At 65.7% G+C, this 26,408-nt stretch carries 22 protein-coding genes and 1 pseudogene; 12 read left to right on the forward strand and 11 right to left on the reverse strand.

What is annotated here, in order from left to right:
* The first annotated feature begins 199 nt into the window (after positions 1–199).
* The gene (locus tag ACVIJ6_RS23940) at positions 200–2,695 is read left to right on the forward strand and encodes a DUF2235 domain-containing protein (RefSeq protein ID WP_456774709.1); all 2,496 of its coding nucleotides are present in this window, start codon (positions 200–202) and stop codon (positions 2,693–2,695) included.
* 5 nt (positions 2,696–2,700) lie between these two features.
* On the opposite strand, the gene purB is transcribed toward ACVIJ6_RS23940, so the two are convergent.
* Positions 2,701–4,008 (reverse strand): adenylosuccinate lyase, encoded by a 1,308-nt coding sequence (gene purB / locus ACVIJ6_RS23945; RefSeq protein ID WP_456774710.1) that lies wholly within the window; start codon positions 4,006–4,008, stop codon positions 2,701–2,703.
* Positions 4,009–4,280: 272 nt separating this feature from the next.
* Here purB and ACVIJ6_RS23950 point away from each other — a divergent pair, with 272 nt between their 5' ends.
* The gene (locus tag ACVIJ6_RS23950) at positions 4,281–4,454 is read left to right on the forward strand and encodes a hypothetical protein (RefSeq protein WP_456774711.1); all 174 of its coding nucleotides are present in this window, start codon (positions 4,281–4,283) and stop codon (positions 4,452–4,454) included.
* A complete protein-coding gene (locus ACVIJ6_RS23955) occupies positions 4,451–5,038 on the forward strand; it encodes a TetR family transcriptional regulator (protein ID WP_456774712.1) in 588 nt (195 codons plus the stop codon). Before ACVIJ6_RS23950 ends, ACVIJ6_RS23955 begins: the two co-directional genes overlap by 4 nt.
* 198 nt (positions 5,039–5,236) lie before the next feature.
* On the opposite strand, the gene ACVIJ6_RS23960 is transcribed toward ACVIJ6_RS23955, so the two are convergent.
* Both ACVIJ6_RS23960 and ACVIJ6_RS23965 read right to left on the reverse strand, forming a co-directional pair.
* Positions 5,237–5,884: a response regulator gene (locus ACVIJ6_RS23960; RefSeq protein WP_456774713.1), complete on the reverse strand. Its 648-nt coding sequence runs from the start codon at positions 5,882–5,884 to the stop codon at positions 5,237–5,239.
* Positions 5,885–5,894: 10 nt separating this feature from the next.
* A complete protein-coding gene (locus ACVIJ6_RS23965; RefSeq protein ID WP_456774714.1) occupies positions 5,895–7,253 on the reverse strand; it encodes a histidine kinase in 1,359 nt (452 codons plus the stop codon).
* Positions 7,254–7,449: 196 nt separating this feature from the next.
* Here ACVIJ6_RS23965 and ACVIJ6_RS23970 point away from each other — a divergent pair, with 196 nt between their 5' ends.
* Genes ACVIJ6_RS23970 through ACVIJ6_RS23980 form a run of 3 tightly spaced genes read left to right on the forward strand, consistent with a single transcriptional unit; the run spans position 7,450 to position 9,502 of the window.
* The gene (locus ACVIJ6_RS23970; protein ID WP_456774715.1) at positions 7,450–8,229 is read left to right on the forward strand and encodes a MotA/TolQ/ExbB proton channel family protein; all 780 of its coding nucleotides are present in this window, start codon (positions 7,450–7,452) and stop codon (positions 8,227–8,229) included.
* A complete protein-coding gene (locus ACVIJ6_RS23975; RefSeq protein ID WP_012045290.1) occupies positions 8,226–8,897 on the forward strand; it encodes a hypothetical protein in 672 nt (223 codons plus the stop codon). The genes ACVIJ6_RS23970 and ACVIJ6_RS23975 overlap by 4 nt, the downstream gene beginning before the upstream one ends.
* Positions 8,894–9,502 (forward strand): hypothetical protein, encoded by a 609-nt coding sequence (locus ACVIJ6_RS23980; RefSeq protein WP_456774716.1) that lies wholly within the window; start codon positions 8,894–8,896, stop codon positions 9,500–9,502. Before ACVIJ6_RS23975 ends, ACVIJ6_RS23980 begins: the two co-directional genes overlap by 4 nt.
* An 82-nt stretch (positions 9,503–9,584) precedes the next feature.
* Here ACVIJ6_RS23980 and ACVIJ6_RS23985 read toward each other — a convergent pair whose 3' ends face one another.
* On the reverse strand, positions 9,585–10,181 hold the full coding sequence (locus ACVIJ6_RS23985) for a TetR/AcrR family transcriptional regulator (RefSeq protein WP_456774717.1): 597 nt from the start codon (positions 10,179–10,181) through the stop codon (positions 9,585–9,587).
* 153 nt (positions 10,182–10,334) lie between these two features.
* On the opposite strand from ACVIJ6_RS23985, the gene ACVIJ6_RS23990 reads away from it, so the two are divergent.
* Positions 10,335–11,228, forward strand: coding sequence for an alpha/beta fold hydrolase (locus tag ACVIJ6_RS23990; protein WP_456777070.1), 894 nt, complete (start codon positions 10,335–10,337; stop codon positions 11,226–11,228).
* Between the two features lie 75 nt (positions 11,229–11,303).
* Here ACVIJ6_RS23990 and ACVIJ6_RS23995 read toward each other — a convergent pair.
* Positions 11,304–11,399: pseudogene (locus ACVIJ6_RS23995) on the reverse strand (MBL fold metallo-hydrolase); the annotation flags it as partial.
* Between the two features lie 205 nt (positions 11,400–11,604).
* Here ACVIJ6_RS23995 and ACVIJ6_RS24000 point away from each other — a divergent pair.
* Positions 11,605–12,543, forward strand: coding sequence for a S1/P1 nuclease (locus tag ACVIJ6_RS24000; protein ID WP_456774718.1), 939 nt, complete (start codon positions 11,605–11,607; stop codon positions 12,541–12,543).
* A 112-nt stretch (positions 12,544–12,655) separates the two neighbouring features.
* Here the strand turns inward: ACVIJ6_RS24000 and ACVIJ6_RS24005 are convergent, their stop codons facing one another.
* A complete protein-coding gene (locus ACVIJ6_RS24005; RefSeq protein ID WP_456774719.1) occupies positions 12,656–14,434 on the reverse strand; it encodes a serine hydrolase in 1,779 nt (592 codons plus the stop codon).
* Positions 14,435–15,317: 883 nt separating this feature from the next.
* Between ACVIJ6_RS24005 and ACVIJ6_RS24010 the strand changes: the two genes are divergently transcribed.
* From ACVIJ6_RS24010 to ACVIJ6_RS24020, 3 genes are all read left to right on the forward strand, one after another.
* Positions 15,318–16,058: a metallophosphoesterase family protein gene (locus ACVIJ6_RS24010; RefSeq protein ID WP_172238356.1), complete on the forward strand. Its 741-nt coding sequence runs from the start codon at positions 15,318–15,320 to the stop codon at positions 16,056–16,058.
* Between the two features lie 3 nt (positions 16,059–16,061).
* Entirely contained in the window at positions 16,062–17,519 is a 1,458-nt protein-coding gene (locus ACVIJ6_RS24015) for a serine/threonine protein kinase (RefSeq protein ID WP_456774720.1), read from the forward strand.
* A gap of 252 nt (positions 17,520–17,771) precedes the next feature.
* Positions 17,772–19,103: a dicarboxylate/amino acid:cation symporter gene (locus tag ACVIJ6_RS24020; RefSeq protein WP_456774721.1), complete on the forward strand. Its 1,332-nt coding sequence runs from the start codon at positions 17,772–17,774 to the stop codon at positions 19,101–19,103.
* A 121-nt stretch (positions 19,104–19,224) separates the two neighbouring features.
* Here the strand turns inward: ACVIJ6_RS24020 and ACVIJ6_RS24025 are convergent, their stop codons facing one another.
* From ACVIJ6_RS24025 to rpe, 3 genes are read right to left on the reverse strand one after another with little or no spacing between them, the layout of a single operon-like run.
* A complete protein-coding gene (locus ACVIJ6_RS24025; RefSeq protein ID WP_456777071.1) occupies positions 19,225–20,055 on the reverse strand; it encodes a bifunctional allantoicase/(S)-ureidoglycine aminohydrolase in 831 nt (276 codons plus the stop codon).
* A gap of 53 nt (positions 20,056–20,108) precedes the next feature.
* The gene (locus ACVIJ6_RS24030) at positions 20,109–20,594 is read right to left on the reverse strand and encodes an ureidoglycolate lyase (RefSeq protein WP_456774722.1); all 486 of its coding nucleotides are present in this window, start codon (positions 20,592–20,594) and stop codon (positions 20,109–20,111) included.
* A 15-nt stretch (positions 20,595–20,609) separates the two neighbouring features.
* Entirely contained in the window at positions 20,610–21,311 is a 702-nt protein-coding gene (gene rpe, locus ACVIJ6_RS24035) for a ribulose-phosphate 3-epimerase (protein WP_012045277.1), read from the reverse strand.
* 227 nt (positions 21,312–21,538) lie between these two features.
* Between rpe and ACVIJ6_RS24040 the strand changes: the two genes are divergently transcribed.
* On the forward strand, positions 21,539–22,312 hold the full coding sequence (locus tag ACVIJ6_RS24040; RefSeq protein ID WP_456774723.1) for an EF-hand domain-containing protein: 774 nt from the start codon (positions 21,539–21,541) through the stop codon (positions 22,310–22,312).
* Positions 22,313–22,315: 3 nt separating this feature from the next.
* Here the strand turns inward: ACVIJ6_RS24040 and ACVIJ6_RS24045 are convergent, their stop codons facing one another.
* Together ACVIJ6_RS24045 and ACVIJ6_RS24050 are read right to left on the reverse strand one after the other, a co-directional pair.
* Entirely contained in the window at positions 22,316–23,314 is a 999-nt protein-coding gene (locus tag ACVIJ6_RS24045) for a P1 family peptidase (RefSeq protein WP_456774724.1), read from the reverse strand.
* Between the two features lie 135 nt (positions 23,315–23,449).
* Complete coding sequence (locus tag ACVIJ6_RS24050) at positions 23,450–26,248, reverse strand: PAS domain S-box protein (protein WP_456774725.1); 2,799 nt, start codon at positions 26,246–26,248, stop codon at positions 23,450–23,452.
* Positions 26,249–26,408 lie beyond the last annotated feature (160 nt).

Raw genomic sequence — 26,408 nt, forward strand, 5'->3', positions numbered from 1 at the left:
CCACGATGTCGAAGGACCAGAGGTCGACGGCGCGCAGCGCGGCAACTGGATGAGTAGGTCTTGCGATCATTTTTGGGTGATGCGCCTGGCATCGGCCGTCTCGGCAGAGGGCTCGCATGATCCGCCTTTGCTGGGCGAGCTTGGGAGGCACGCCGGCGATGGCCGCTCACGGCGGCGCCCCTCGCTCAATGATTGCGTCTTGCTTTTCCTGCAATTGGGGGCCAAGCTCGACACGACATTCTGGTCGGGGGGCCTTATGTCCAACGCTGCGCCGAGAAATATCGTGCTGCTGTCGGATGGGACCGGCAACAGCGCCAAGGCTGTGTTCAAGACCAATGTCTGGCGGCTGTTCCAGCTCCTGGACCTGCGTGATCCGGGCCGGCAGATTGCATTCTATGATGACGGCGTCGGTACGTCGTCGTTCAAGCTGTTCGCGGCGCTTGGCGGCATCTTCGGCTTCGGCCTGAAGCGCAACGTGATCGCGCTCTACAGCTTCTGCTGCCGCAACTACCGTCCCGGCGATCGCATCTACTGCTTCGGCTTCAGCCGCGGCGCCTTCACCATCCGCATCGTGGCGGCGATGATCGCGGGGCAGGGGCTCGTCGACTACAACAACAACGAGGCCGATCTGGCGCGCTTTGCCGGCGATGCCTATCGCCGCTACCGTCAGCGCTACAACAGCGGCATCCTCAAATATCTCGGCAAGATCGGACTCGATCTGCGTGGCATTCGCGACTGGGGCATCCGGGAGCTCCGCAGCTGGCGCGGTCTGTTGCCCGAGCCGCCGCCGATCGAGGTGGAGAGTGTGCACTTCGTCGGCATCTGGGACACGGTCGATGCCTATGGCGGACCGATCGAGGAAATGATCCGGGCGATCGACTACTGGGTCTGGCCGCTCTCGATGCCCGACCGGTTCATGAGCGCCAAGATCCATCGGGCCTGCCATGCGCTCGCATTGGAGGAGGAGCGTGACGCGTTCCGGCCGGTGATCTGGGACGAGCGCTATGTGCGCGCCCGGGCCGTCGTCGACGACAGGCCCGACAAGACCGACTGGCTGTTCGACATCGACCATGACCCGCGCAGCGCGGCGGCGAAGCTCGCCGAGCCGGCGCCGCGGCTGCGCACCGATTTGCCGCCGCGTGACCGCGAGCGCATCAGCCAGGTCTGGTTCACCGGCGTGCATTCCGACATCGGCGGGGGCTATCCGCAGGATGGACTGTCCTATGTGACGCTCGACTGGATGCTCGACCGCGCCAAGGCGTATGGCCTGATCTATCTCGACGAACGTCGCCGGGTGCTCTACGACCCCGAGATCGACGCCAACGACAAGCTCAACAATTCGCGCGCGGGGCTCGCGGCCTATTACCGCTATAAGCCGCGCAATCTTCTGGAGATCTATGCGGCGCCGCCGTACAAATTGTCGTTTCGTGCCGACGTCAACCGCGTCTGGCGCCTGATCAGGAAACAGCCCGATCCGCAGGTCGAGATTCTCGCCGATCTGCATCCGAGCATGCCGCAGACGGTGCTGCCGCCGCCAAAGGCGACGATCCATCGCACCGTGTTCGAACGCATCGCATCGGGCACCGATCGCTACGTTCCGGTGGTGGTGCCGAAGACCTACCGCGTCACCGACGCGACCGACACGCCGGTCGATGCATTGCACCCGGCGGACCCGGGCGCCGCGCGATCGATGGTGCAGGACGACGTCTGGAACTGGGTCTGGCTAAGGCGCGTGGTCTATTTCTCGACCATGTTCGCGCTACTGTTCGTGGCGGCGATTCCCCTGTTCGTGATCTATGCGCCACGCTTCGGCCACGACACGTTCGGTCCCTATGTGAATCCGATCGTCAATGCCGCGGCGTCGTTCCTGCCGAAGCTGCTTGATCCCTGGTTCGCGGCGTTCCGCGACGGCACGGGATTCGTTCTGATCGGTGTCATCGTGCTCGCCGTGCTGAGCCTGTGGGGCACGCGGTTGCAGCAATCGCTGCGCGACGTCGCGCGCATCGCCTGGCACGAGCCTCACACTTTTCCAGCGCTCAGCGGCTGGCACAGCGCGGTCTATCGCCTGCGACGGCTCGGCATCTACAAGGCGTTCTTCTACGTGCTCACGCATTGGATCTTTCCAACTGCGATCATGTGGTGGCTGTTCTGGTGGCTCGCATTCGGCACCGCCAACACGCTCGGCCTGTTCTGCAAGGGGACAGGCGAGGGCATCGAGGTCGGTGATACGCCGATCGAGGCCAGGAAGAGCGTGCGCTACAAGAATGGCTTCGAGACCAGCCAGCTCTGCTACGCGACCGGACTGAGCGTTGCCCAGGACGAGACTTATGTGATCACGCTGGATGTCACAACGCCGTGGTCGGATGCCGAGATTCCGGCGTCACCCGCAGGCTTCGGATACGGGACGCTGGCCCAGGTGCCGGGCATCCCGTTCAAGCGGCTGATCTGGTCGAACTGGTTCGCGCCGATCGTCCGGGTCGGCGGCACCGGGCTGGAGGAGCATCTGCCCGAATTCAAGCACGATCCGGCGAACGCCAGTCGCTGGACCGCCGAGTTCATCGCCCGCAGTAACGGCGAGGTGTTCGTCTATGTCAACGACACCTCGATCTTCCTGCCGTGGTTCTGGCACGTGTTCTACGACAACAACCACGGCAGCGCTACGGTGTCGCTGCGCCGGAAGGCGACCGAGCAATAGGCTCTTCAGCCTTCGCCGAACACGCGGCGGAAGATCGTGTCGACGTGCTTGAGGTGGTAGCCGAGGTCGAACTGCTCGTCGATCTCGGCGTCCGTGAGATATTTCTTCACGTCGGCATCGGCCTTCAGCAAGGTCTTGAAGTCACCTTCGCCGCGCCACACCGGCATCGCGTTGCGCTGGACCAGTTTGTAGGAATCCTCGCGACTAGCGCCCTTTTGCGTCAGCGCGATCAGCAGGCGCTGCGAGTGGACCAGGCCGCCGAGTCTGTCGAGATTCTTTTCCATGTTGGCGGGATAGACCAGGAGCTTCTCGACCAGGCCGGCAAGGCGCACCAGCGCGAAATCGAGCGTCACCGTGGCGTCAGGGCCGATCATGCGCTCGACCGAGGAATGCGAGATGTCGCGCTCGTGCCAGAGCACGACGTTCTCCATCGCCGGCGTCACATAGGCGCGCACCATGCGGGCGAGGCCGGTGAGATTCTCCGACAGCACCGGGTTGCGCTTGTGCGGCATCGCGGAGGAGCCCTTCTGGCCCTCGGAGAAGAACTCCTCGGCTTCCAGCACTTCCGTGCGCTGCAGGTGCCGGACCTCGGTGGCGAAGCGCTCGACCGAGGAGGCGATGACGCCGAGCGTGGCGAAGAACATCGCGTGGCGGTCGCGCGGGATGACCTGCGTCGAGATCGGCTCGGGGCTGAGGCCCATCGCCTTGGCGACGTGCTCCTCGACGCGCGGATCGATCTGGGCGAAGGTGCCGACCGCGCCTGAAATGGCGCAGGTCGCGACCTCCTTGCGGGCCGCGACCAGGCGCTCGCGGGCGCGGCTGAACTCGGCATAGGCATAAGCGAGCTTCAGGCCGAACGTCACCGGCTCGGCATGGATGCCGTGCGAGCGGCCGATGGTCGGCGTCATCTTGTGCTCGAAGGCGCGCTTTTTCAAAGCGGCTAGCACGCGGTCGAGATCGGCCAGCAGCAGGTCGGCGGCGCGCGTCAGCTGCACGTTCAGGCAGGTGTCGAGCACGTCCGACGACGTCATGCCCTGGTGCACGAAGCGCGCTTCGGGGCCGACGATCTCGGCGAGATGAGTGAGGAAGGCGATGACGTCGTGCTTGGTCTCGCGCTCGATCTCGTCGATGCGGGCGACGTCGAAAGTGGCGTCCTTTGCCTTGGCCCAGATCGTCTTGGCGGCGTCCTTCGGGATCACGCCGAGCTCGGCCAGCGCGTCCGCCGCATGCGCCTCGATCTCGAACCAGATCTTGAACCGGGTCTGCGGCTCCCAGATCGAGGCCATTTCGGGGCGGGTATAGCGGGGGATCATCGACGGCGCTCCAGGCGGGAGGGAAGGCAGGCCGGAAGCGGCCAAAGCGGCCCCGGCAGCGTTTTACGCCGTGCCTTAGCAGAGGGATGTTCGCGACACAAACGGCGGCTGACGGTCGGATGGGGCGGCTGAAAACGGGATTGTGATACCAATTCTTGAGAATCGTGATGACAGATATTGAAATCTGTCAGCGAGACGGTGTATGTTGATTTCAGCGAAGGATTACTGTCTGACCATGGGTTCAGCGGTTTGAACTGCGAAGGACCGCTTCGATGAAGATTGAAAAGAGACTATTGCACGCCCAATTCCAGGACTGGTTGAATCAGCAGATCGCCCGTCATCTGGAGGCCCAGGCGGCCCGGTTGGGGGCCGATCCAGCCACCGCGACGGCGGAGCCGATCCAGATCAAAGCGCATTCGGCCGATGCCGATATGGTGCACGCATGAATGAGGCCGTGGTTCTGACATCCGAGCGCATCCTCGAGGTCACCGAGGACGTGTTGCGCCGTTACGGGCTCGCCAAAGCGACGGTCGTCGACGTCGCAAGGGCGCTCGATGTCAGCCACGGCTCCGTCTACCGTCATTTTCCGAGCAAGGCGTCGCTGCGTGAAGCGGTGGCGAAACGCTGGCTCGAGCGCGTCAGCAAGCCGCTGGCGCAGATCGCCGCCGAGCCGGGGCCGGCCCCGGCCAAGCTGGAGCGCTGGCTGCGCGAGCTGTTCGACGCCAAGCACAAGCGGGTCTGCGAAGACCCCGAGATGTTTGCGACCTATCTGACCCTGGCGCGCGAGGCGTGTTCGGTGGTCAAGGCGCACAAGCAGGATCTGATCGCCCAGGTCGAGGGCATCATCGCCGAAGGCGTCGCCCAGGGCGCGTTCGAGGTCGCTGATCCGAAAACCGCGGCCGCTGCGATCTTCGACGCGACCAGAAGCTTCCATCATCCGGCTCACGCCGAGGAGTGGGGCGACTGCACCTGTTCGGCCCGGGTCGATGCCGTTCTGACCTTGTTGTTGCGCGGACTGCAGGCGCGGTAGGCGACGGGCACGAGGCCTGTCGGTGAGCGCTAAATGAGCTGCAGGCGTCGATGGCCGTGTGGCGACACTCTCCCACCACGTCATTGCGAGCGACGCAATCCAGGATTTGGGTGGGACTTTGGATTGCTTCGCTGCGCTCGCGAGGACGGGTTGAGAAAGCTCGCCTGCCAACGAGCGGCGTGCGGGGAGTAAGCTCCGCTATAGATCGGTCAGTCCGCTGGTGACCGCGAGCCGCACCAGCTGCGCGTCGGTCTGCAGCCCGGTCTTGGCCTTCACCAGATAATGATAGTTCTGCACCGTCTTGACGCTGAGGTGCAGATTGGTGGCGATCTGGTCGGTGGTCAGCCCGGAGGCGAGCTGGCGCAGGATCTCGATCTCGCGCTCACCCAGACGATCGAGAACCGTCTGCACCGGATCAAGGCTGTCGGCTGCCAGCACATGAGCGACGTCGTCGCTGAGCGCGCGCTCGCCGCTGATCACCATGCGGATGGCGCGGACCAGGGCCGAAGGTTCGCTGCTCTTGGTCACGAAGCCGCTCGCGCCGGCCGCAAACGCCGCCTTCACCAGCGGCGCCTCGCCATGCATCGAGAACACCAGGATGCAGGCGCGGTTGTCGCGCGCGCGGATGTTGCGGATCGCCTCCAGCCCGCTGGCGCCCTTCATCGAGATGTCGAGCACCACGACATCCGGCGCATGCGCCTTGAACGCGGCATAGGCGGCGGCGGCGCTGTCGGCCTCGGCGATCACGCGAAAACCGGCCTGACTTTCCAGCACGCGGCGATAGCCTTGGCGCACCACCGGATGGTCGTCGACCAGCAGAATCGAAATTGCTGTCGGCTCGGCCATTCCGCGCCCCTCAGGCCGCGAGCGGAATGGTCGCCGACACGCTGAGCCCGCGCGCGGCCGGCGCGATCGACAGCGAGCCGCCGACGGCGGCGATGCGCTCGCGAATGCCGGTGAGGCCGAAGCCGGAGGATTGCGCCAGCTGCAAGGCGTCGCCGCCGCCATCATCCTCGATCGAGATCAGCAGCGCGCTGTCGGGACCGGGGCGACGCTCGACCCGCAGCGACACCTCGCTGGCATCGGTGTGACGCAAGGCGTTGGTCAGGCATTCCTGCGCCATGCGATAGGCGGTCACCGCGACCGGGCCCTGGATGTCGGCGAGATCGCCATGCAGGTCGAGCCGGATCGCGGGACGTGCCGCGTGCTGATAGTTCTGCGTCAGCGCCACCAGGCCGGCTTCGAGGCCGAGCTCCTCGGTGAGCGGCCGGCGCAGCCGGCTCAGGGTGCCGCGCAGGCAGGCCATTAAATGGGTGACGGACTGCGTGATCATGCGCGCATCCTGCGCCACCTGGTCGTTGCGGTCCTTGCCGGCGCTCTCGATCGTCGAGGCGAAAGCGAGGATCGCGGTGAGGTTCTGGCCGAACTCGTCATGCAGCTCGCGGGCGAGGGCGCGCCGCTCCTCGTCGCGGATGTCGAGCAGGCGCTCGGTCAGCGCGGCGCGCTGCTCATTGGCCTGCGCCAGCCGGTCGCCGAGCTCAGAGACCGCGCGGCCGATCATCGCGAGCTCCATCGAGCGGAAGCGCGGCAGCGCCGGGCGGTGCTCGCCCTCGGCCAGCCGTTGCAGCGCCTGCACGATGCTGCGCGCCGGCGCCAGCGCGTGCGCAATCGCCAGCGACGCGAGCACGCCGATGGCGACCGCCATCGCCAGCGCCACGCCGAAACTGTCCTGGATGCGCAGCCAGGCGAGCTGGATTGCGGCATCGGGATCGGCCACCGCCGACACGGTTCCCGCCGTCGTCGCCCGTGCGCTGATCGATTGCGCCACCGCTGCGTGATCGCCGAGGATTGTCTCGACCAGCCCTGAGAACCAGCGTGGCGGCGCCGCGCCGAGGCCTTTGCTCTGGCCACACAGCGGCTTTTCGAAGGCTGCTTCCGGCTTGAACTGCACGCAGATGCCGGGCGCGATCAGCTTCATCGTCTCGGTCGTGCGCCAGTCCGGCACCGGCAGCAGATGATCGCGCGTCCGGTTGCTGCGCAGCAGCAGCTCGCGCCAATACAGCGCCTCCAGCGCCTGTGAGACGCGGTCGGCGGAGGCCGTGGTGGCGCGATCGACGCTGCGATAGGCGTCGACGGTGACCCAGATGGCTGCGGCCGCCAGGCAGAGCATAACGATCAGCGCCAGGCGGGCGATGAGCTGGAGCACGAGACGCATGTGATCTCTCCACGGCTTCTGCCGCAGCGTAACAACGCGCCGCTGCGCCGCCAAGCAAATGCACTGCAGCAAGCGCAAGCTTGGGAAATTTTCCCAAGGGCAGCGAGGCAGATGTCTTTGGACGCTGTTCCGCCGCTCTGCTTAACTTCGCTGTCAAGGCGCCGGCCGTCACGGCGTGTCACCGGGGAGTTCATGCATGAGCGTGGTCAGCAGTGCCGACAGAGTGGAACCTGCGCGGGACGCAGCCGAGCGCGGTCCGCTGCTGCTCTGGATGATCTTTACCGGGCTCACCGTCTTCGCCGCGGTGGTGCTGGCGCGCTACGGCTATTTCCATCTGATGGTCGCCTCCGACCGCACCTACATCTCCAGCGTCGTGGCGGTGCTCTATCTCGTGACCTGCTGTCACTGCTTCTGGCGGACGAGGGCGATCGCCCGCGAGGCGGATGCGGCGCGGCGCTGCCGTGCGGTCCTGATCGGGGCCGATGCCGAGCGCGCGCTCGAACCGGATGCGCAATTGCTGCCCAGAGGGCTCGTCACCAACCACATCCACAGCCTGGTCACCAAGGCGCGGACGCAAGGGGCAGGGCGGCTCGACCAGACGCTGCTGCTGCGCACGCTGGCCGACCGGCTGCGCGGCTCCAACGGCTTCGGCGGCTTCGCCTCGGATACTTTGATGAAGCTCGGCCTGCTCGGCACCATCATCGGCTTCATCATCATGTTGGCGCCGATCGCCGGCCTCGACGTCAACGACAAGCTGGCGATGAAATCGTCGATGGGGCTGATGAGCGACGGCATGGCGGTGGCGATGTACACAACGCTTGCAGGCCTCGTCGGCTCGATCCTGGTGCGCATCCAGTACTACATGCTGGACGCGGCCACCGGCCGGGTGTTCTCCGATGCCGTGATGCTGACGGAAACGCGGGTGACGCCGCGGCTCGAGCGTGCGATGGACCGCGCCGCGGAGCAGGGCGCATGATGGATGATTTCGGCCTCTTTCCGCGCGAGGAGCAGTTCGATCCGTTCAGCGTGATGCTGTTCAAGGCGCTGCAGATCGTCGCGTTCTTCTTCTTCATCGCGGTGCTCGCGATCTCGCCGGACGCCAAGGATGGCAAGGTCGATTCGAAGGCCGAGTTCCTCATCACGATGGACTGGCCGGACAACCATCCTGACGATCTCGATCTGTTTGTGCAGGACCCCGTCGGCAACATCGCCTGGTACAGGCATCGCGAGGCCGGCTTTCTTACCCTCGACCGCGACGATCGCGGCGGCGCCAACGACTTCATCCTGGTCAACGGCCTCAAGATCCCGTCGCCGATCCGCGAGGAGATCGTGACGATCCGCGGCATCGTCGCCGGCGAATACACCGTCAACATCTCGCATTTCCAGAATGTCAGCGGCGCGCCGGTCGAGGCCAAGGTGAAGGTGCAGAAGCTTAACCCGACCGCGCAGGTGATCTTCGACGACAAGGTCGTGCTCGATCATTCGGGCGACGAGAAGACGGCGCTGCGCTTCAAGCTCGATGCGACCGGCAAGGTGATCGACGTGCAGCGCCGGCCGAAATCGCTGCTGGAGACGTTCCGCAATGTCCGCGCCAATGGCGCCGATATCGATCCCAAGACCGGCGTCCGGATGATCAGCCGATGATGAGCCATCTGCAGACCGTCATCGTCACGCTCTCCGTGTGCTATGCCCTGATCGGCGCGCTGCTGCTGCTGGTCCTGGTCTACGCGCGGCTGCCCTGGCAGGCCAAGGCGGCCGCGGTGATCGTCACCAGCGCGTTCTATGTCGGCAGCTTCGTCGGCGCCCGCGGCCTGCTCGGCTGGGCCAGCGTCGACCGGCTGCCGAAGACTTTCAAGGTGCTGCAGGTGCGCATCGTCGATCCGCACACACTCGATGGCGATCCCGGCGCGGTCTATCTGTGGGTCGAGACGCTCGACGCCGACAACCGGCCAAGCGGCGTGCCGCGCGCCTACCGGATTCCCTACAGCGACGCGCTTGCGGAGAAGGCCCAGCACGCCGCCGACCAGATCGCCGCCGGCCATCCGCAAGGCGGCCGTGCCGCCGATTTCGGCACCGGCGACGGCGGCGTCATCGATGCCGCGCGTGAATACATCCTGCCCAAGACCATCGTCGAGACCGCCGGCGGCGATCCCTCGACCGGCGAGTTCAAGGCCGCGCTGAAGGCCGGCGACGGCGTGTCCTTCACGCCATTGCTGCCGCCGCGCATGCCGCCGAAGGACGAGCAGTAATGGGGCCGGCTTGATCGTCTCGCGCGCCCGCGAATGTCAATTCGCTCGGCGCGAACGCCGCCAAGGCGCTATCCAGGCGAGGTCAACGCGCGTGTTTGGGCCATTGGCTGAGCGCGATCGCCGCGACGCGGCGCAACTCCGCGCGGCTTGCGCCGCCGACCGATTGCACCGCCATTCCGTAGATCACCACCGAGAGGTAGCGCGCAAGATCTGACGGGCTCGCATCGGGTGGCAGGTCGCCCTCGGCCTTTGCCCGCTTCAGACGCCGGCGGATGGCCGCCTCGCCGGCGATGCGATGCGCGCTCATGTCCCGGCGGATCATGTCGGCCTCATCGCTGCACGCGAGCGCGCCATGCACGCCGAGGCAACCGACCGGATTGGCCTTGTCGCCGTGGAGCTCCGCTGCGCCTTCCAGGAGCTGCCGCGCGACCCCAAGGGCTGTCGGCGCCTTGAGCGCCTTGGTGCGATAGGCGCCCGCCTTCGCCTCGTAGCGGTCCAGCACCAGCCGGAACAACGCTTCCTTGTTGCCGAATGCGGCGTAGAGGCTCGGCCGCGTGATGCCCAGTGTCTCGGTCAGGTCGGAGAGCGATGTTCCCTCAAAGCCCTTCCGCCAGAACAGCGAGGTCGCCAGGTCCAGGGCCCTCTCAGTGTCGAATTCGCGCGGCCGTCCGATCGGCATGGGTAGAGTTCCTCATCGATATTCAGCTTGACTTGGCTCGTCCATTGCGGAGACTAATATACCGATCGATATGGAAGTCAGCGAGGGTCGAGCATGAGCGTTGTTAGCATATCCGCGACCCGCCACTGGGCCGTCGGATGGGTCCAGGTCCTGATGGCTTGCCTCGTGGCGATGCTCGGCGTGTCGCCGGTATTGGCCATCGAGCCGTTTCCGGCGGAGTTCAAGATCCAGAGCATCGCGGTGAACGGCGCCGCGCTGCATGTCCGCGTCGGCGGCAAGGGACCGGCGGTGGTGCTGCTGCACGGCTTCGCCGACACCGGCGATATGTGGGCGCCGCTCGCCAGGGCGCTCTACAAGGACCACACCGTCATTGTTCCCGACCTGCGCGGGATGGGTCTGTCGTCGCAGCCGGCCGGCGGCTACGACAAGAAGACGCAAGGCGTCGACATCGCCATGGTGATGGACAAGCTCAACGTCCAGAAGGCCGATCTCGTGACGCACGACATCGGCAACATGGTCGGCTACGCACTCGCTGCGCAATATCCCGATCGTATCACCAAATGGGTCGTCATCGATGCGCCGCTGCCCGGCATCGGGCCGTGGGACGACATCCTGAAGAGCCCGCTGCTGTGGCATTTCAATTTCCGCGGGCCCGATGTCGACCGGCTCGTGAAGGGCCGTGAACGGATCTATCTCGATCGCTTCTACAATGAGCTGTCGGCGGATCCGAAGAAGATCGACGAGGCCACGCGCGAGCATTATGCAAAGCTCTATGCTCGGCCAGGTAACATGCACTACGCATTTGAGCAGTTTGCTGCGTTCAACCAGGATGCCAAGGACGACAAGGTTTTTGCCGAACAGAAGCTGACCATGCCGGTCCTGGCCCTCGGCGCCGAGAAATCGTTCGGCGATCAGCAGGCGGCGGTCCTTCGCGAGGTGGCGAGCAACGTCCAGGGCGGCATCATCACCGGCTCAGGGCACTGGATCATGGAAGAACAACCGGCGCAGACCGTGGAGAAGGTTCGCGCCTTTCTCGATGGCAAATGACCGGCCGTCGCCAGGGCGTCGACCCATGACGGTCAGGTGTCGACGCCCTGTTGCGGCTGGTCCGCGGAGTTGTCGATAATCCCGGAACGCCGGTACCCAGCGGAAGACGCCGCCATCGGCGGCGGCGCGGCCGATCGAGGGGAAGGGCAGGTGCGTCGTCACCTGCATCTCGCGGCGCGCTCGCGCAGCAGGGGATGCGCACGCGCGCGGCGTCGCTGTCGGCAGGAGCAGGCGCGACGCTGCATGTGACCCGGTCGCCACGTTCAGCCTCTCGCTCGGTGAAATTGCCAACGGCCTCCATTCGCGTTAGCCTGCGGATCAGTTGCTGATCGCATGAATTCGTTTTCGATTGATTGGATATTGAGGGAGCATTGCGATGCGCACGCTGACGATCGCATTGGCCGCTGCGTTGCTGTGGCCGGCCGGACAGGCGCTCGCCTGGTGGGACGAAGGCCATATGCAGATTGCCTATGTGGCCTACAAGAAGCTGACGCCCGCGGCGCGGGACAGGGCGGATGCGCTGCTTAAGCTCAACCCTGACTATTCGAGTTGGATCGCCGGCGCGCCCGCGGGTCAGGAGAAGCTGTACGCCTTCATCCACGCCGCGACTTGGCCCGACGACATCAAGATGAAGACGGACTATTATGACGATCAGGTGACGGATTCGACGGCCAAGCAGCTCGTTCCCTATGGCCACCTCAAGCACGCTTATTGGCACTACAAGGATACGCTGTTGTCGGCGGACGAGACGCCGCTGCCGCGCCCGGATCCGGTCGACGCCGTGTCGCAGCTCAAGCTGATGATCGCCAAGCTGCCCGCGAACAGCGACGCCTCGGAGCCCCTGCGCTCCTACGGCATCAGCTGGATGATCCACCTGGTCGGGGATCTGCACCAGCCGCTGCACGCCGTCGCCCGCTATTCGGCCGCCTTGCCGGACAAGGGCGGCGACCGCGGCGGCAACGAAGTGCAGGTCGTCGCCGCCGATGGCGAGAAGCTGCCGCTGCACTTCTATTGGGACAGGATCTTCGGCGGCTATTCCACAGTGTTCGGCGCGATCCGTGACGCCGACCAGGACGGCGGCCTGTCCGCTGTCGTACCGGATGCCGGAAAGGCCCAGATCGTCGATCCCGCGACATGGGCGCAGGAGAGCTTCGAGCTCGCCAAGACCGTCGCCTACGCCCCGCCTGTGCGCGCCGACAAGCAGCCGGCCGAGCTGACCCGCGACTACGAGACCAACGCCCGCGACACCGCCCGCAAACAGGCCGCGCTCGCGGCCGCAAGGCTGGCCAATCTGCTCGAGGCGTTGCTGCGGTAGGCGGGCATGTCCTCCGCTCGTCCGCCAGACTCCGTCATTGCTACGCTGCGTCGTTGCGCTCGCAATGACGGGGAGAGACTGCAGCAGATCCGGATGACGTCGCGCGCGGTCGTCAGCTTCGAGATGGACGATATGATCCTGCCGAAGCCGCCGCGGGATCGGATTCCATCCGTTCGGCGACGAACGCGCCGTTGGGCTGATGAAATACCAGTTCGTCGACCGCGCCGGTCGCGCCGCGGCGAAACTCCAAACGGAATCCTTCGAGCTCCACGATGCTGAAGATGCCGCCTTGGTAGGGCCGAAGGTGATGCAGCGGCTGAAAGTCGGACTTCAGCGTCAGTTCGCCGTCATCCTGCAACGTGACGACATGCGTCGTTGCACCGTGCTGCCAGCGGCCGGCGCAGGCGGCGCGAAAGGCGGGGTCCATGCAGTCGCCGCCCGGCGCGCGCTGAAACACGATGTCGGCGACCATCGGCTCGAACTGCGCCGAGAGGCTGGCGACGTTGCCGTCTCGGTCGGTGTGGAAAGAGAGCGCGAGACGGTCGGGGTTAAGGTCATAGGGCAGTTGCGGGGTCTCGAAGGTCTCGAAGTGGCGATGTTCGAGCGGGCCTTGAAAACTCCGATAGGCCCAGTGCAGCGCGTCGTTCGCCGCTGTGATCGTGATCCGGCCGTAGCCGGGATGCTGATAGCTGCCGGCATAGTCCGACAACGGATGGGCCGGCGGGGCGTTGGGCCTGCGCGCCGCCATGCGGGTCTGCTCGTCGGTCTCGGCCTGCGCCAGCGCCTTGCGGCGAAGATCGCGCAGCCGTTCGAGCCACGGCACGGGCTCCTTGCCGCAGACGCGGTCCATCACGCGGTTGATCAGGATGGCGGGAACGGGAGCAGCGGAGACGTTGCAGAACACGGCGACGCCGATCTTTCTCTCGGGGATGAGCCGCATCAGCGTGCTCCAGCCGAGCCAGCCGCCGGAATGTCCGACGATCCGCTCGCCGCGATAGGTGGTCGTGCTGAAGCCGAGCCCATAGTGAAAATGGCCGAACTCGCGATCGGGCCCGGACGACGGCACGCGCGGGGCCTGCATTTCATGGATCAGCGTTGCATCGAGCAGCCGGTGGCCCGCGAATTCGCCTTCGGCGAGCAGGAATGTCATCCAATTGGCGATGGCCGCGACCGACGTATTGATGCCGCCGGCGGCCGTCGCGTGAAGTGGCCAGAGCTTCGTCGGCTTCCGTTCGTCGCGATGGACGACATAGGGCGTGGCGGCATCCTCCGCCTTCGCCAGATCGTCGACGGTCATCGATACCGTCATTTGCAGCGGATCGGTGATGCGGCTGCGGATGAAATCCTCCCAGCTCTGGCCGCTGATCCGCTCGGCGACGAGGCCGGCAACGTTGTAGCCGAGATTGCTGTATTGCCAGTTGGTACGGATGTCGCGGCTCGGTTCGATGTGGCGCATGGCGGCCAGCATCTCCGCGCGCGACAATCCGCCCGGCATCCAGATCCAGTCGTGCCGGGGCAGGCCGCTGTGATGAGACAAGAGGTCACGGACCGTGACCCGCTCGGTTGCGACCGGATCATGCAGGCGAAACTCCGGAATGTAGTCGCGAACCGGCTTCGTCCAGTCGAGCCGGCCGTCGCCGACCAGCATCGCAAGACCGGTCGCCGTGATCGTCTTGGTGATCGAGCAGATCGTAAACTGGGTCTGCGGTGTGGCCGGCAGGCCGAAGTCGCAGTTGCGCTGACCATAGGCCCTGAGAATGGCGGTCTCGCCATTCTGCACCACTGCAATCGTGGCGGCAGGGACCTTCCACTCGTCCATCGCCTCTGCCGCGAGGGCGTCGAGCTCGGGAGTGATGGCGGCCAGGTTCGATGCGGCGGCGAGGCTGTTCATCGGTGTTTCGGAAGGGGCCTGCAGTACGATGCTCGCGTTGCGTCACAGGAGTGATCAAAAGGGTCCTGATCAATCCGAGTTGATGGCTGTTCGAGACCGATGGCGCATGATGTTGCTCTGCTGCGGATTACAGCACATGGGACGGGATGCGGCAATCGAACTGTCCCATGATGTTGCATCGCGCCTGCATGCGACCTGAGCGGGTGATGGCCAGCGATGAGCTGTTCGGTCGCGAGCCTGCGGCAGCTCCGATGGATCTTCTCCCTGTCCGACCGAACGACGGCCGGGATCGGCGCCCGCAGTCGCTCGATTGAATTTCTCTATTTCCTTTTTTCAGAAATCATGCTATCTACCGCCATCCCGTCCCGAGCAAGGGGCGTAGCGCGCGATCGTCACGACACGTGGGGCGGGGATGCGATGGACGTTGGGCTGGCGTGAGACGAACGCTGAGCCTGCGGACGCAAAGTCGTGTGGTCCTGACACCCCGACGCTGGTGTCAAGTTGCTCGGGTGATGATCCGAGCGGCGACGGTGGCCAGAAAGCCGGCGCACCGGGGAGAGCACGATATAAGCGTTAAAACCGTCGCGCGGGGAATGCCGGATGCTCGGCTGAACCTGTGGTGACTGCCGCCTGCTTTTTTTCTGCAGGCGGGCCATGGGTGAGGCCTTCACCCGGCATTCCCCGCGCCCTCGCGCTTTTTCGAGGGCACACCGATCGCATGGCTCGGGCGTGATCCGCCGCGGGAACGCCTCGCCATGTCGCCGGTCGGCATCTCGCCGAGGGGAAGCGCTTGCTCAGAATCCTCTTGCCCACGGACGTCCGGTTTGATGTTGCTCAAATTCCATGCGAAGCCCGCTTGTACGGTGCGGTCGGAGGAACACGGGTGCTGCTGGCGATATTCACCGACATCCATGCCAACCGGCAGGCCTTTGCGGCCTGCCTGGAGGCGGCGCGCGCCCGGGGCGCCGACCGCCTGATCTGCCTCGGGGATATCGTCGGCTATGGCGCCGATCCGGAATGGTCGGTGGACACCGTGATGGAGATGGTCGCCGCTGGCGGGCTCGCCGTGCGCGGCAACCACGACAACGCCGTCTCCACCGCGAGCGAGACCATGAATGCCGAGGCACAGGCGGCGATGGAGTGGACGCGCGGCCGGCTCAGCGCGGAGCAGCGGCGCTTTCTCGCCGAGCTGCCGATGAGCATCGGTGACGACGACCGGCTGTTCGTGCACGCGGAGGCGTCGAGCCCGCCGCGCTGGCGCTATGTGCAGAGCTCGGCCGATGCCGCGCGCAGCATGATCGCGACCGAGGCGCAGGTGACGTTCTGCGGCCATATTCACCGTCCCGCGCTGTACTCGATGTCTGCCACCGCCAAGATGACGAGCTTCACGCCGACGGCCAACATGCCGATCCAGCTCTTGCGCGGCCGGCAATGGCTGGCCGTGGTCGGTTCGGTCGGCCAGCCGCGCGACGGCGATCCGGCGGCGTCCTTCGTGACGTTCGACACGAAAAGCCGCGAGCTGACCTATTGCCGCGTGCCCTATGACGTCGAGGCGGCGGCGCAGCGCATCCGCGACAACGGCCTGCCGCCCTGGCTGGCGCAGCGGCTGTCGATGGGGCGCTAGCGCATGCCGAGATCAAAGCTCCAGCCGGGCGTTGTCATCGACGGTTTCACGGTCGGCGAATGCGTCCATTCCGGCGGCATGGCGACGTTGTGGAGCGTCACCCGGCCGGACATCGACCGCCCCGTCCTGATGAAGGTGCCGCGCGTCTCCGAGGGCGAGGATCCCGCGGCGATCGTCAGCTTCGAGATGGAGCAGATGATCCTGCCAAAACTGTCCGGCCCGCATGTGCCGGCCTGTTTCGGCACCGGCGATTTCGTCACGCAAGCCTATGTCGTGATCGAGCAGATTCCGGGCGAGACGCTGTACAAGCGGCTGCCCGAGCTGCCGCTGGGTTATGAGGAGGCGCGGGGGCTGGTCGCGAAGATCGCCACCGCGCTCGCCGACATTCACCGGCAGCATGTCATCCACCACGACATCAAGCCGTCGAGCATCATGTTTCGTCCCACAGGCGAGGCGGTGCTGATCGACTACGGGCTGTCCTGCCACAAACATCTGCCGGACCTGCTGCAGGAGGAATTCCGCCTGCCTTACGGCACCGCGCCCTATATGGCGCCGGAGCGCATGATGGGCACGCGCAGCGATCCGCGCAGCGATCTGTTTTCACTCGGCGTGCTCTTGTACTTCTTCACGACCGGCGTGCGGCCGTTCGGCGAGACCGAGACCCTGCGCGGCATGCGCCGGCGTCTCTGGCGCGATCCCTATCCGCCGCGCCAGCTGAAGCCGGACTATCCGCCTTGGCTGCAGGAGATCGTGCTGCGCTGCCTGGAGATCGAGCCGGTCTGGCGCTATCCGACCGCGGCGCAGCTCGCCTTCGATCTCGGCCATCCCGACCAGGTCAAGCTCACCGCGCGCGCCGAGAAGGTCAAGCGTGATCCGATCACGACCGTCTGGCGCCGCCGCTTCAATCGAGGCCTGGTGCAGCCCGAGCAGAAGACATCCGACGTCGCACTGCAGATCGCCTCGAGCCCGATCGTGGCGGTCGCGATCGACACCTCTGAAGGCGGTGAGGAGCTCAACGGCGCGCTGCGTCTGACCGCGCAGCGCATTCTCGCCACGCTCCCCGCGGCCCGGCTCGCCTGTGTCAATGTGCTGAAGCTCGGCCGCCTGACCATCGACCGCACCCTGGACGAGGAGGGCAACAACAAGCACATCGACCGCATGGTGGCGCTGAAGCACTGGGCGACGCCGCTCAAGCTCGACGCCGGCCGGCTGACGGTGCACGTGCTCGAAGCCGTCGATCCGGCCGCCGCCATCATCGAATTCGCCGAGGTCAACCAGATCGATCATATCATCATCGGCGCCCGCCGTGACTCGGTGCTGCGCTCGCTGCTCGGCAGCGTGTCGGCAAAGGTGGCCGCCGAAGCCGGCTGCACGGTGACCGTGGTGCGCACGCGCCACGTGGCGCGCGAGGCGGAAGGCGACGATTATGACGTGCCGGCGAAGGTCGTGTCGGGCGAATGAAGGAGACGACTTGTCCTCATGGTGAGGAGCGCCGCTGGCGTGTCTCGAACCATGAGGCCGATCCTGGCTTCGCCTTTCGAGACGCCCGCCTTCATCGGATGGATTCTTTCACCTTTCAACCATGACCTCCGAAGCGGCATCTCCCGCATGAATTTGAGGCGCAGCTGCGATTGCCTTTCGCAAGTTCCGCCGCCACAGTGACATTGTGACGCGCGTCGGGCGCGCCGTTTCTGTTTGACGAGGGGGAGATCGATGGCGGCAACGGATGTGAGCATGGCGGGGACAGCTGCGCCGAAGCGAGGCCTGTTCGGCTCGCTGTTCTTCCAGGTCGTGGCTGCGCTCGTGCTCGGCATCCTGATCGGCGTCTTGGCACCCGAGACCGCCCAGGGGCTCAAATTCTTCAGCGACGCTTTCCTGCGCCTGATCGCCATGGTGGTCGCACCGATCGTGTTTTGCGTCGTCGTGCACGGCATTGCGAGCGCCGGCGATCTCAGGAAGGTCGGCCGCGTCGGCGTCAAGTCGCTGGTCTATTTCGAGGGCATGACCACGATCGCGCTGGCCTTCGGCCTCGTGCTGGCGCTGGTCTTCGGCCCCGGCCACGGCATGAACATCGACGTCTCCAAGCTCGACGCCAAGCAGCTCGCGAGCTTCGCCGACAACGCCCACAAGCTGCAGGGCGGCGGCTTCGGCGGTTTCATCCTCAACATCATTCCGCCGACGGCGTTCGACGCCTTCGCCCGCAACGACGTGCTGCAGGTGCTGTTCTTCGCGGTGATCTTCGGCGTCAGCCTTGCGCTGGTCGGCGAGCCCGGCAAGCCCGTGGTCGACCTGATCGAGTCCATCGCCAAGGTGCTGTTCAAGGCGATGGGGCTGATCGTGCGCGTCGCGCCGCTCGGCGTGCTCGGGGCCATCGGCTTCACCGTCGGCAAATACGGCGTCGGCTCGCTCAAGCAGCTCTTGGCGCTGGTCGTGCTGTTCTACGTTTCAGTGGCGCTGTTCGTGGTCATCGCGCTCGGGATCGTCATGCGTCTGGCCGGCCTCAGCCTGTTCAAGTTCCTGCGCTACCTGAAGGAGGAGCTGCTGATCGTGCTGGCGACGGCGTCGTCCGATTCCGTGCTGCCGCAGATCATGCGCAAGCTCGAGGCGATGGGCGTCAAGCAGGAGGTCGTCGGCCTGGTGATTCCGACCGGCTATTCCTTCAACCTCGATGCGTTCTCGATCTATCTGACGCTAGCGGTGGTGTTCATCGCCCAGGCCACCAACACGCCGCTGTCGGTCAGCGACCTGCTGCTGGTGCTCGGTGTGTCGCTGGTGACGTCGAAGGGCGCGCATGGCGTGCCGGGCTCGGCGATCGTCATCCTCGCCGCCACGCTCGGCGCGGTGCCGGCGATCCCCGCGATCGGACTCGTGCTCGTGTTGTCGGTCGACTGGTTCGTCGGCATCGCACGCGCCGTCGGCAATCTGATCGGCAACTGCGTCGCCACCGTCGTGGTCGCGGCATGGGAGGACGATCTCGACCTCGCCAAGGCCAAGGCCGTGCTCGACCGCGGCACGGCGGAAGAGGTGGAGTATCAGGGGGCGTGATTGCTCCACGCGTCATTGCGAGCGAAGCGGAAGCAATCCAGAGCTACGCCGACGACTCTGGATTGCGTCGTCGCTACGCTCCTCGCAATGACGGAGCAACAGGACCGCTCCGCTTCTCATCTCACCGGAACGGCCGCAGCTTCATGTGGCGGTTGGAGTCCTTGTAGAGCAGGTAGCGGAAGCGGCCGGGGCCGCCGGCGTAGCAGGCCTGCGGGCAGAAGGCGCGCAGCCACATGAAGTCGCCGGCCTCGACCTCGACCCAGTCGCGGTTGAGCTTGTAGACCGCCTTGCCTTCGAGCACGTAGAGGCCGTGCTCCATGACATGCGTCTCCAGGAACGGGATGACAGCGCCCGGCTCGAAGGTGACGATGTTGACGTGCATGTCGTGGCGGACGTCGAGCGGATCGACGAAGCGGGTGGTGGCCCAGCGGCCATCGGTGCCGGGCATCCCGACAGGAGCGATCGCCGCCTCGTTGGTGACGAAGGCGTCCGGCGCGGGGATGCCGGGGACGGCCTCATAGGCCTTGCGGATCCAGTGGAAGGTCGCGGGCGCGGTGCTGTCGTTGCGCAAGGTCCATTTGCAGGCCGGCGGCAGGAAGGCGTAGCCGCCCTTGGCCAGGCGATGCTCGGTGCCGGCGATGGTCAGCGCGATCTCGCCGCCGACGACGAACAGCACGCCCTCGGCCTCCGGATCGGGCTCGGGCTGGGTGCTGCCGCCGCCGGGCGAGACCTCGACGATGTATTGCGAAAACGTCTCGGCGAATCCCGACAAGGGACGCGCGATCACCCAGGTCCGGGTCTTGTCCCAGAACGGCAGCGGCGACGTTACGATGTCGCGCATCACGCCCTTGGGAATGACGGCATAGGCTTCGGTGAACACAGCGCGCCCGGTGAGCAGGTCGGTCTGCGGCGGATGGCCGCCCTGCGGCACGAAGTAGTTCGGCTTGTCCATCATCGTCTCTCCAAAGCGCGCGCGAATCGTCAGATCGGGCGCGCCGTCATTGGTCAGGGGATGCTCAAGAACAGCGGTCGATCGAGCCACACTTCCTCGAGATTGTCGGGGCCCATGCGATCGACGACCATGAAACGGGCGCCGTCGTCGAACACCAGCAGCGGATGGTGCCAGACGTTACGGGCGTAGTTCACGCCCTGTCGCCCGGTGGCTGTGAAAGCCTGATAGCTCGCGGCATCGCGCGGATCGTGGCAGACGAGCACCAGCCAGGGCCGGTCCTGCAGCGGCATGAACAGCTGGCTGCCGAGCGGGTGCCGCTCCATCAGCTTGATCTCGATCGGCAGCGGGCGGGGCTTCGCCTCGAAGAGGCTGATGTTCACGGCGGCGCCGCCCGAGGTCACGTCGATATTGGCGAGGCCGTTGCAGCGGCGGGCAAAGCCCTGGTTGATCTCGATCGGCGCGGCGCCGTCGGTTTCGACAACGTCGCCGAAGGCAGCGAAGGCTGCCTTCGTCAGCGGTTGCGGCGTCAGGGAGGGCATGCGTCGTCGCGCGTCTCAGATCGCTTCGCCGCGGGCGGACGCCGCGGCGCTGCGGATGGCGGAGATGTTGCCGCGATAGGCCTCCATCGTGCCGCCCTTGAACACGGCGGAGCCGGCGACGAAGGCATTAGCGCCGGCGGCAGCGAGCGCGCCGGCATTGTCGCGGCCGACGCCGCCATCGACCTCGATATCGATCGGCCGGCCTGCGGTCATCGCGCGCAGATCCTGGATCTTGCCGATCGCGGACGGGATGAAGGCCTGGCCGCCGAAGCCGGGATTGACCGACATGATCAGCACGAGATCGACCAGGTCGAGTACATATTCGATCACATTGAGCGGCGTCGACGGGTTGAGCGACACGCCGGCCTTCTTGCCGAGCGCGCGGATCGCCTGCAGCGAGCGATGCAGATGCGGGCCGGCCTCGGCATGCACCGTGATGTGGTCGCAGCCGGCCTTGGCGAAGGCTTCGAGGTAGGGATCGCACGGCGTGATCATCAGATGCGCGTCGAAGATCTTCGTGGTGTGCGGGCGCAGCGCCTTGATCACGTCGGGGCCGTAGGAAATGTTCGGCACGAAATGGCCGTCCATCACGTCAAGATGGATCCAGTCGGCGCCGGCGGCATCGACGGCGCGCACCTCCTCGCCGAGCTTGGAGAAGTCGGACGCCAGGATCGATGGCGCGATGACGAGCGGACGCGGCGTGAAGGACTGGGTCATGGGCAAGCTGTTCCAGTGCGATCGGGTCTGTCGCCCTATCATGCAGGGCCGGCTGCGGCAACGCGAGCGGGAAAAATCTGCCGGGCGCGGCATGAATTGCCTGGCTCTTGCGACCGCAACATCGCGAAATATCCGGACATATCAGCACGTTGGTGCTGGCACGGCGATTGCGAGCGTCGTGGGGAGAAGGTTTGCCGTGCAAGTTGCGGCATTGCAGGAGTTTCGCCATGTGGTTTGCGCTGGGGGCCGCCTCGTCGGTCCTGGATGGCCTGCAGTCGTTGGGATCGACCAAGTCGGGATCCGGCAAGTCGGGAAACGGCGGAGGCCTGTTCGGCCTGAATGCCGGCGGCTCCGGCAGCTCGGGCCTGGTCACTCCGTGGTCGAGCTCGTCAAGCAGCGGTTCCGGACAGATTGCGCCGGAGACGATGAATGCGCTGCTCGCGGCGCAGAGCCAGTCCGGTACGTCATCCAGCGCAGGCGCGGCTGATCCGCTGCAGGATCTGTTTTCGCTGATCGACGGAGATGGTGATGGCAAGATCACCAAGTCCGAATTCGAGTCCGCGCTCGGCGCCGGCGGCACCAACCTGGCCAATGCCGACAAGGTGTTCGGAAAGCTGGACAGCGACGGCGACGGCAATGTCAGCTTCAACGAGCTGGGGTCGGCGCTGAAGGGCGGCCATCATGGCCGCCGTCACCAGGCGGGCAATGCGGGTGGCATGGGTACCGGCGCGAGCTCGGCCGTGGGCGGGTCCAGCAGTGCGGGCGCCGATGCGCTGATGCAAGCGCTCTCGGGCGCATCAAGCTCGTCGTCCACCAACAGCGACGGCTCGACGACCACCATCATCACCTATGCCGATGGGTCAAAGATGACGCTGATCACGCCTGCGGCAACCACCGGGTCGAATGCCGCGATCTCGTCGTACAACATGATCGAGCAGCTGATGCAGCGGCAGCCCAAGCTGCAGGGCTCCACCACATCGACGACGTCGGTGACCGCGTAACGCTCAGCCGCCGAAGCGGTCCTGCCAGGAGGGCAGGGCGCCTGCGAACGGCAGCCGCCTGGCGTGATAGACGCCGCGCGCGATCGCCCGCGCCAGTACGTTGGCCGCCATCATGCCGAGCTCGCTCAGCTCGACCAGCGGCTCGATCGGCTTGGTGCAGGTCGCAGCAGCGAACACAATATCGCCGTCGAGCGGCAGGTGGACCGGATAGATCGCGCGTGCCATGCCGGTCTGCGCCATCATGGCGAGCCGCTTGGCCTGAGCCTTGGTCAGGACGGCATCGGTTACGACCAGGCTGATCGTCGTATTCTCCGCGCTCGATGCGGACGGACCGCCCTTGATGCGCATCGCCAGCATGTCCGGCGTGAACGCCGCCGGCAGGCCGCGGCCACCGAACTCGCCATCCACCTCATAGGGGGCGGCCCAGAACCACGGACCATCGCCGACGGTGACGCTGCCGACCGCATTGACCACGGCGATCGCCGCGACCTTGACGCCTTTGGTGGTCGTGGCCGATGCCGAGCCGAGGCCGCCCTGCAGGTTGGCGGTGGTGGCGCCGAGCCCGGCGCCGGCGCTGCCCAGCGCGAAGCTGGGGCCGGCGGCGGCCGCCGCCTGATAGCCGAGCTCGCGATAGGGTGCATAGCGGCCCCAGGCCTTGTTGCCGCCATTGAGCAGGTCGAACACGATCGCGCCGGGCACGATCGGGATCAGCGCATCGCGCACCGCAAAGCCGCGGCCCTGCTCGGCAAGCCAGGCCTGGATGCCGCTGGCGGCCTCCAGCCCGAACGCCGAGCCGCCCGACAGCGCAATCGCGTCGATCCGCTCCACCGTGTTGGCGGGATCGAGCAGGGCATCCTCGCGCACGCCCGGCCCGCCACCGCGAATGTCGATCGCGGCCACCGCCGGCTGATCGAACAGGATGGCGGTCACGCCGGAGGCAAGCGCGGTATCATCGGCGTGGCCGACGCGGACGCCTGCAATATCGGTGAGGAGGTTCTGCACGGTCGACCTCGGCAGCAAATGATGATGCCGAATGGATAGCGCGGCCGGCGCAGCGTCTCAATGCCGCGCGCACGCGATGGCCAGCCTGGTGCAGCTGTGGGGAGTGCCGCGCGAGCCTCCGCCGCCCCTGCGGCCTCACGCGTCCAGGGCGATGCGGATCATGCGAGCGAGTTCCGGCTTGCGGTAGGGCTTGGCGAGCAGCAGCACGCCGGCATCGAGGCGGCCGTGATGCACGATCGCATTCTCGGTATAGCCGGACGTGAACAGTGTCTTCAGGCTGCGCCGCTTCTTCAGGGCCGCCTCGGCGAGCTGCCGCCCGTTCATGGCGCCGGGCATGATGACGTCGGTGAACAACAGGTCGATCTCCGGATGGCGCTCCAGCACGTCGAGCGCCTCGGCCGCGTTGCCTGCCGCCAGGGTGCGGTAGCCGAGGCTCGTGACCTGGGCGATGACGTGTTGCCGGACCAGCGGGTCATCCTCGACCACCAGGACCGTTTCGTCGCCGCCGCGATAATCCGGCGTCTCATGACGTGCAGTGGCGGCCGTCGAGGACGCGGCCGAGCGCGGCAGATAGAGCTTGATCGACGTACCGTTGCCGACCTCGCTGTAGATCTTGATATGGCCGCCGGATTGCTTGACGAAGCCGAACACCATGCTGAGGCCGAGCCCGGTGCCCTTGCCGACGCCCTTGGTCGAGAAGAACGGATCGAACACCTTGTCGAGATAGGCCGGCGGAATGCCGCAGCCGGTGTCGCTGACCGCGATCATGACATAGTCGCCGATCGCGACCTCGCTATTGGCATCGGCGTAGTCCTGATCGAGCGCGACATTGGCGGTCTCCAGGGTGAGCTTGCCGCCTTGCGGCATCGCGTCGCGGGCATTGAGCGCAAGATTGACGATCGCCGTGGCGAGCTGGTCCGGATCGGCCAGCGCCGTGCACGGATCGGCCGCAAGGATGCGTTCGATCTCGATCTGCTCGCCGAGTGTCGGTCGCAGCAAATCGGCCGTCTCGACCAGAAGCGCATTCACGTCGATATCCGCCGGCTGCAGCGGCTGCTTGCGTGCGAAGGCCAGCAATTGCTGCGTGAGGCGGGCGCCGCGGTCGGCGGAGTCGTCGATCAACTTCGCCAGTGACGCCAGCTCCGGGCGATCGGCGACGGACTCGGCAAGGATGCCGATGCTGCCGGTGATCACGGTCAGGATGTTGTTGAAGTCGTGCGCGACGCCGCCGGTGAGTTGACCCACCGCTTCCATCTTCTGGGCCTGGCGAAACTGCGCTTCGGCGGCCCGCTTCTCCGTGAGGTCGCGCCCGATGAAGAAATGGCGCTGCACCGGCTCGGACCAGCTCGCCATCCAATTCAGGATGACCGCACGGCCTTCCTTGTGCAGGAACTGGGCCTCGAAATTGTGGATGTCGCGTCCGCGCCGGCAGGCAAGCATCTGGCTGCGAAACGACTCCAATTCGGGCGGATAGACGAAGTCGCCGGCGTTGCGACCGACCATCTCCTCGGGCCGATAACCCAGGATGGCGCTCGCGCTTGGGCTCACTTGGATCAATATGCCTTGCGAATCGGCGATCAGGATGAGGTCCTGCGACGTTTCGAAGATGCGCCGTCGTTCCTCGGTTTCACGGCTCAGCGCGTGGCGAGTCCGCTTGCTCTCGGTGATGTCATGCGCAACCTTGGAGGCGCCGATCACGGCGCCGCGTGCGTCGAGAATAGGGGAGACGCTCAACGACACATCGAGGTCGTGGCCGTCCTTGTGACGGCGGATGGTCTCGTGATGCGCGATCTTCTCGCCCCGGCCGATGCGCTCGATGATTCGATCGATCTCGCCGCGCCGCTCGGCCGGCACGATCAGCCCGATGTCGCTGCCCAGCGCTTCGCTGCTGTCATATCCGAACAACTGCTCGGCGGCGCGGTTCCACGACGTGATCTTGCCGTGCAGGGTCAGCGTGATGATCGCGTCGTTGGACGATTCGACGACGGCGCTGAGCAGCCTTTCGCGGGCGATGAAGTGCGCCCGCTCGCTCTGGCTTTGTCGGCGCTGCTGCTGCAGGAGGCGGGTGAGCTTCGCCTGCAGTCCGACATTGTCGGCGAGCAGAACGCCGAGCACGAAGCTCGCTGCCAAGAGCCCGTAGAGCCGGCCGGCATAGTAGCCGAGATCGAACCGCGCGGCGTTGAGCAGCGAGGACAGCGCGAGATTGAACAGCCAGGCGCAGAGCACGACCATCACCCAGAGATCGAGGATGGTGTAGGGCCGTCGCTGAGCGAGCAGCAGCAGCGCGGCCAGGGTCACGCACCAGATCGCGCCGACCACGACCTTCAAGGCAAAGGTGGCGGTTCCGCCGCTGATGAGCGCGGGAAGCGCGGCCTCATCGGTGATCACGAACCAGACCAGGGTCGTCAGCACGATCGACACCCCGACGATCGCGAGCAGCAGCGATCGCGACACCGACGCGACTTGGAACGAGCCTTGGACCGAGCCTTGGACCGAGCGGCGGCTGTGCAGCGCATAGGCGGCGACGAACAGGGGAAAGCCGCCGTGCCAGATCATGTAGATCCACACCGCCGTCTGCGGTCCGGAGCCCATCAGGCCGGTCGGCGAAAACAGCCCGGGAAATGCCAGCGTGTGCAGAAACGCAGCCGGTGCGGTGAACAGATAGCCGCTGGCGAGCCAGAGAAGGGCCCGCGAGCGCAGCATGACGAATTGAGAGAACAGCAGGAACGCCGTGATCAGATCGTTCAGCGCCAGCGCCGATTGATAGCTCGCTACGAATGCAGGCATCGCCGTGAGCTGCACCTTGGCGAAGGGGGCGGCGGCAATGAACAGACTGGCGGAAATCGCAACAGCGGCGAGGGCAACTAATTGGTCACGGCGCGTCGCAGGGCTTGCTGATAGAAAAATCTCCCGCGTATCTTCGACGTTCTGCATCGACAGGGCCCTGCGCAACAGGCATCAACGTGCGAGCCGTAGCTCTGACGCAGCGCTTGCGCGAAAAAAGATTATTCAAATAGAGGTTGCATAATACCCCGCATGGAACCGCGGTGGTCCGACTCGAAAACTGAAGTAACTGTACCTTTACTGCAAAAGG

Source organism: Bradyrhizobium sp. USDA 4369 (assembly GCF_054056435.1).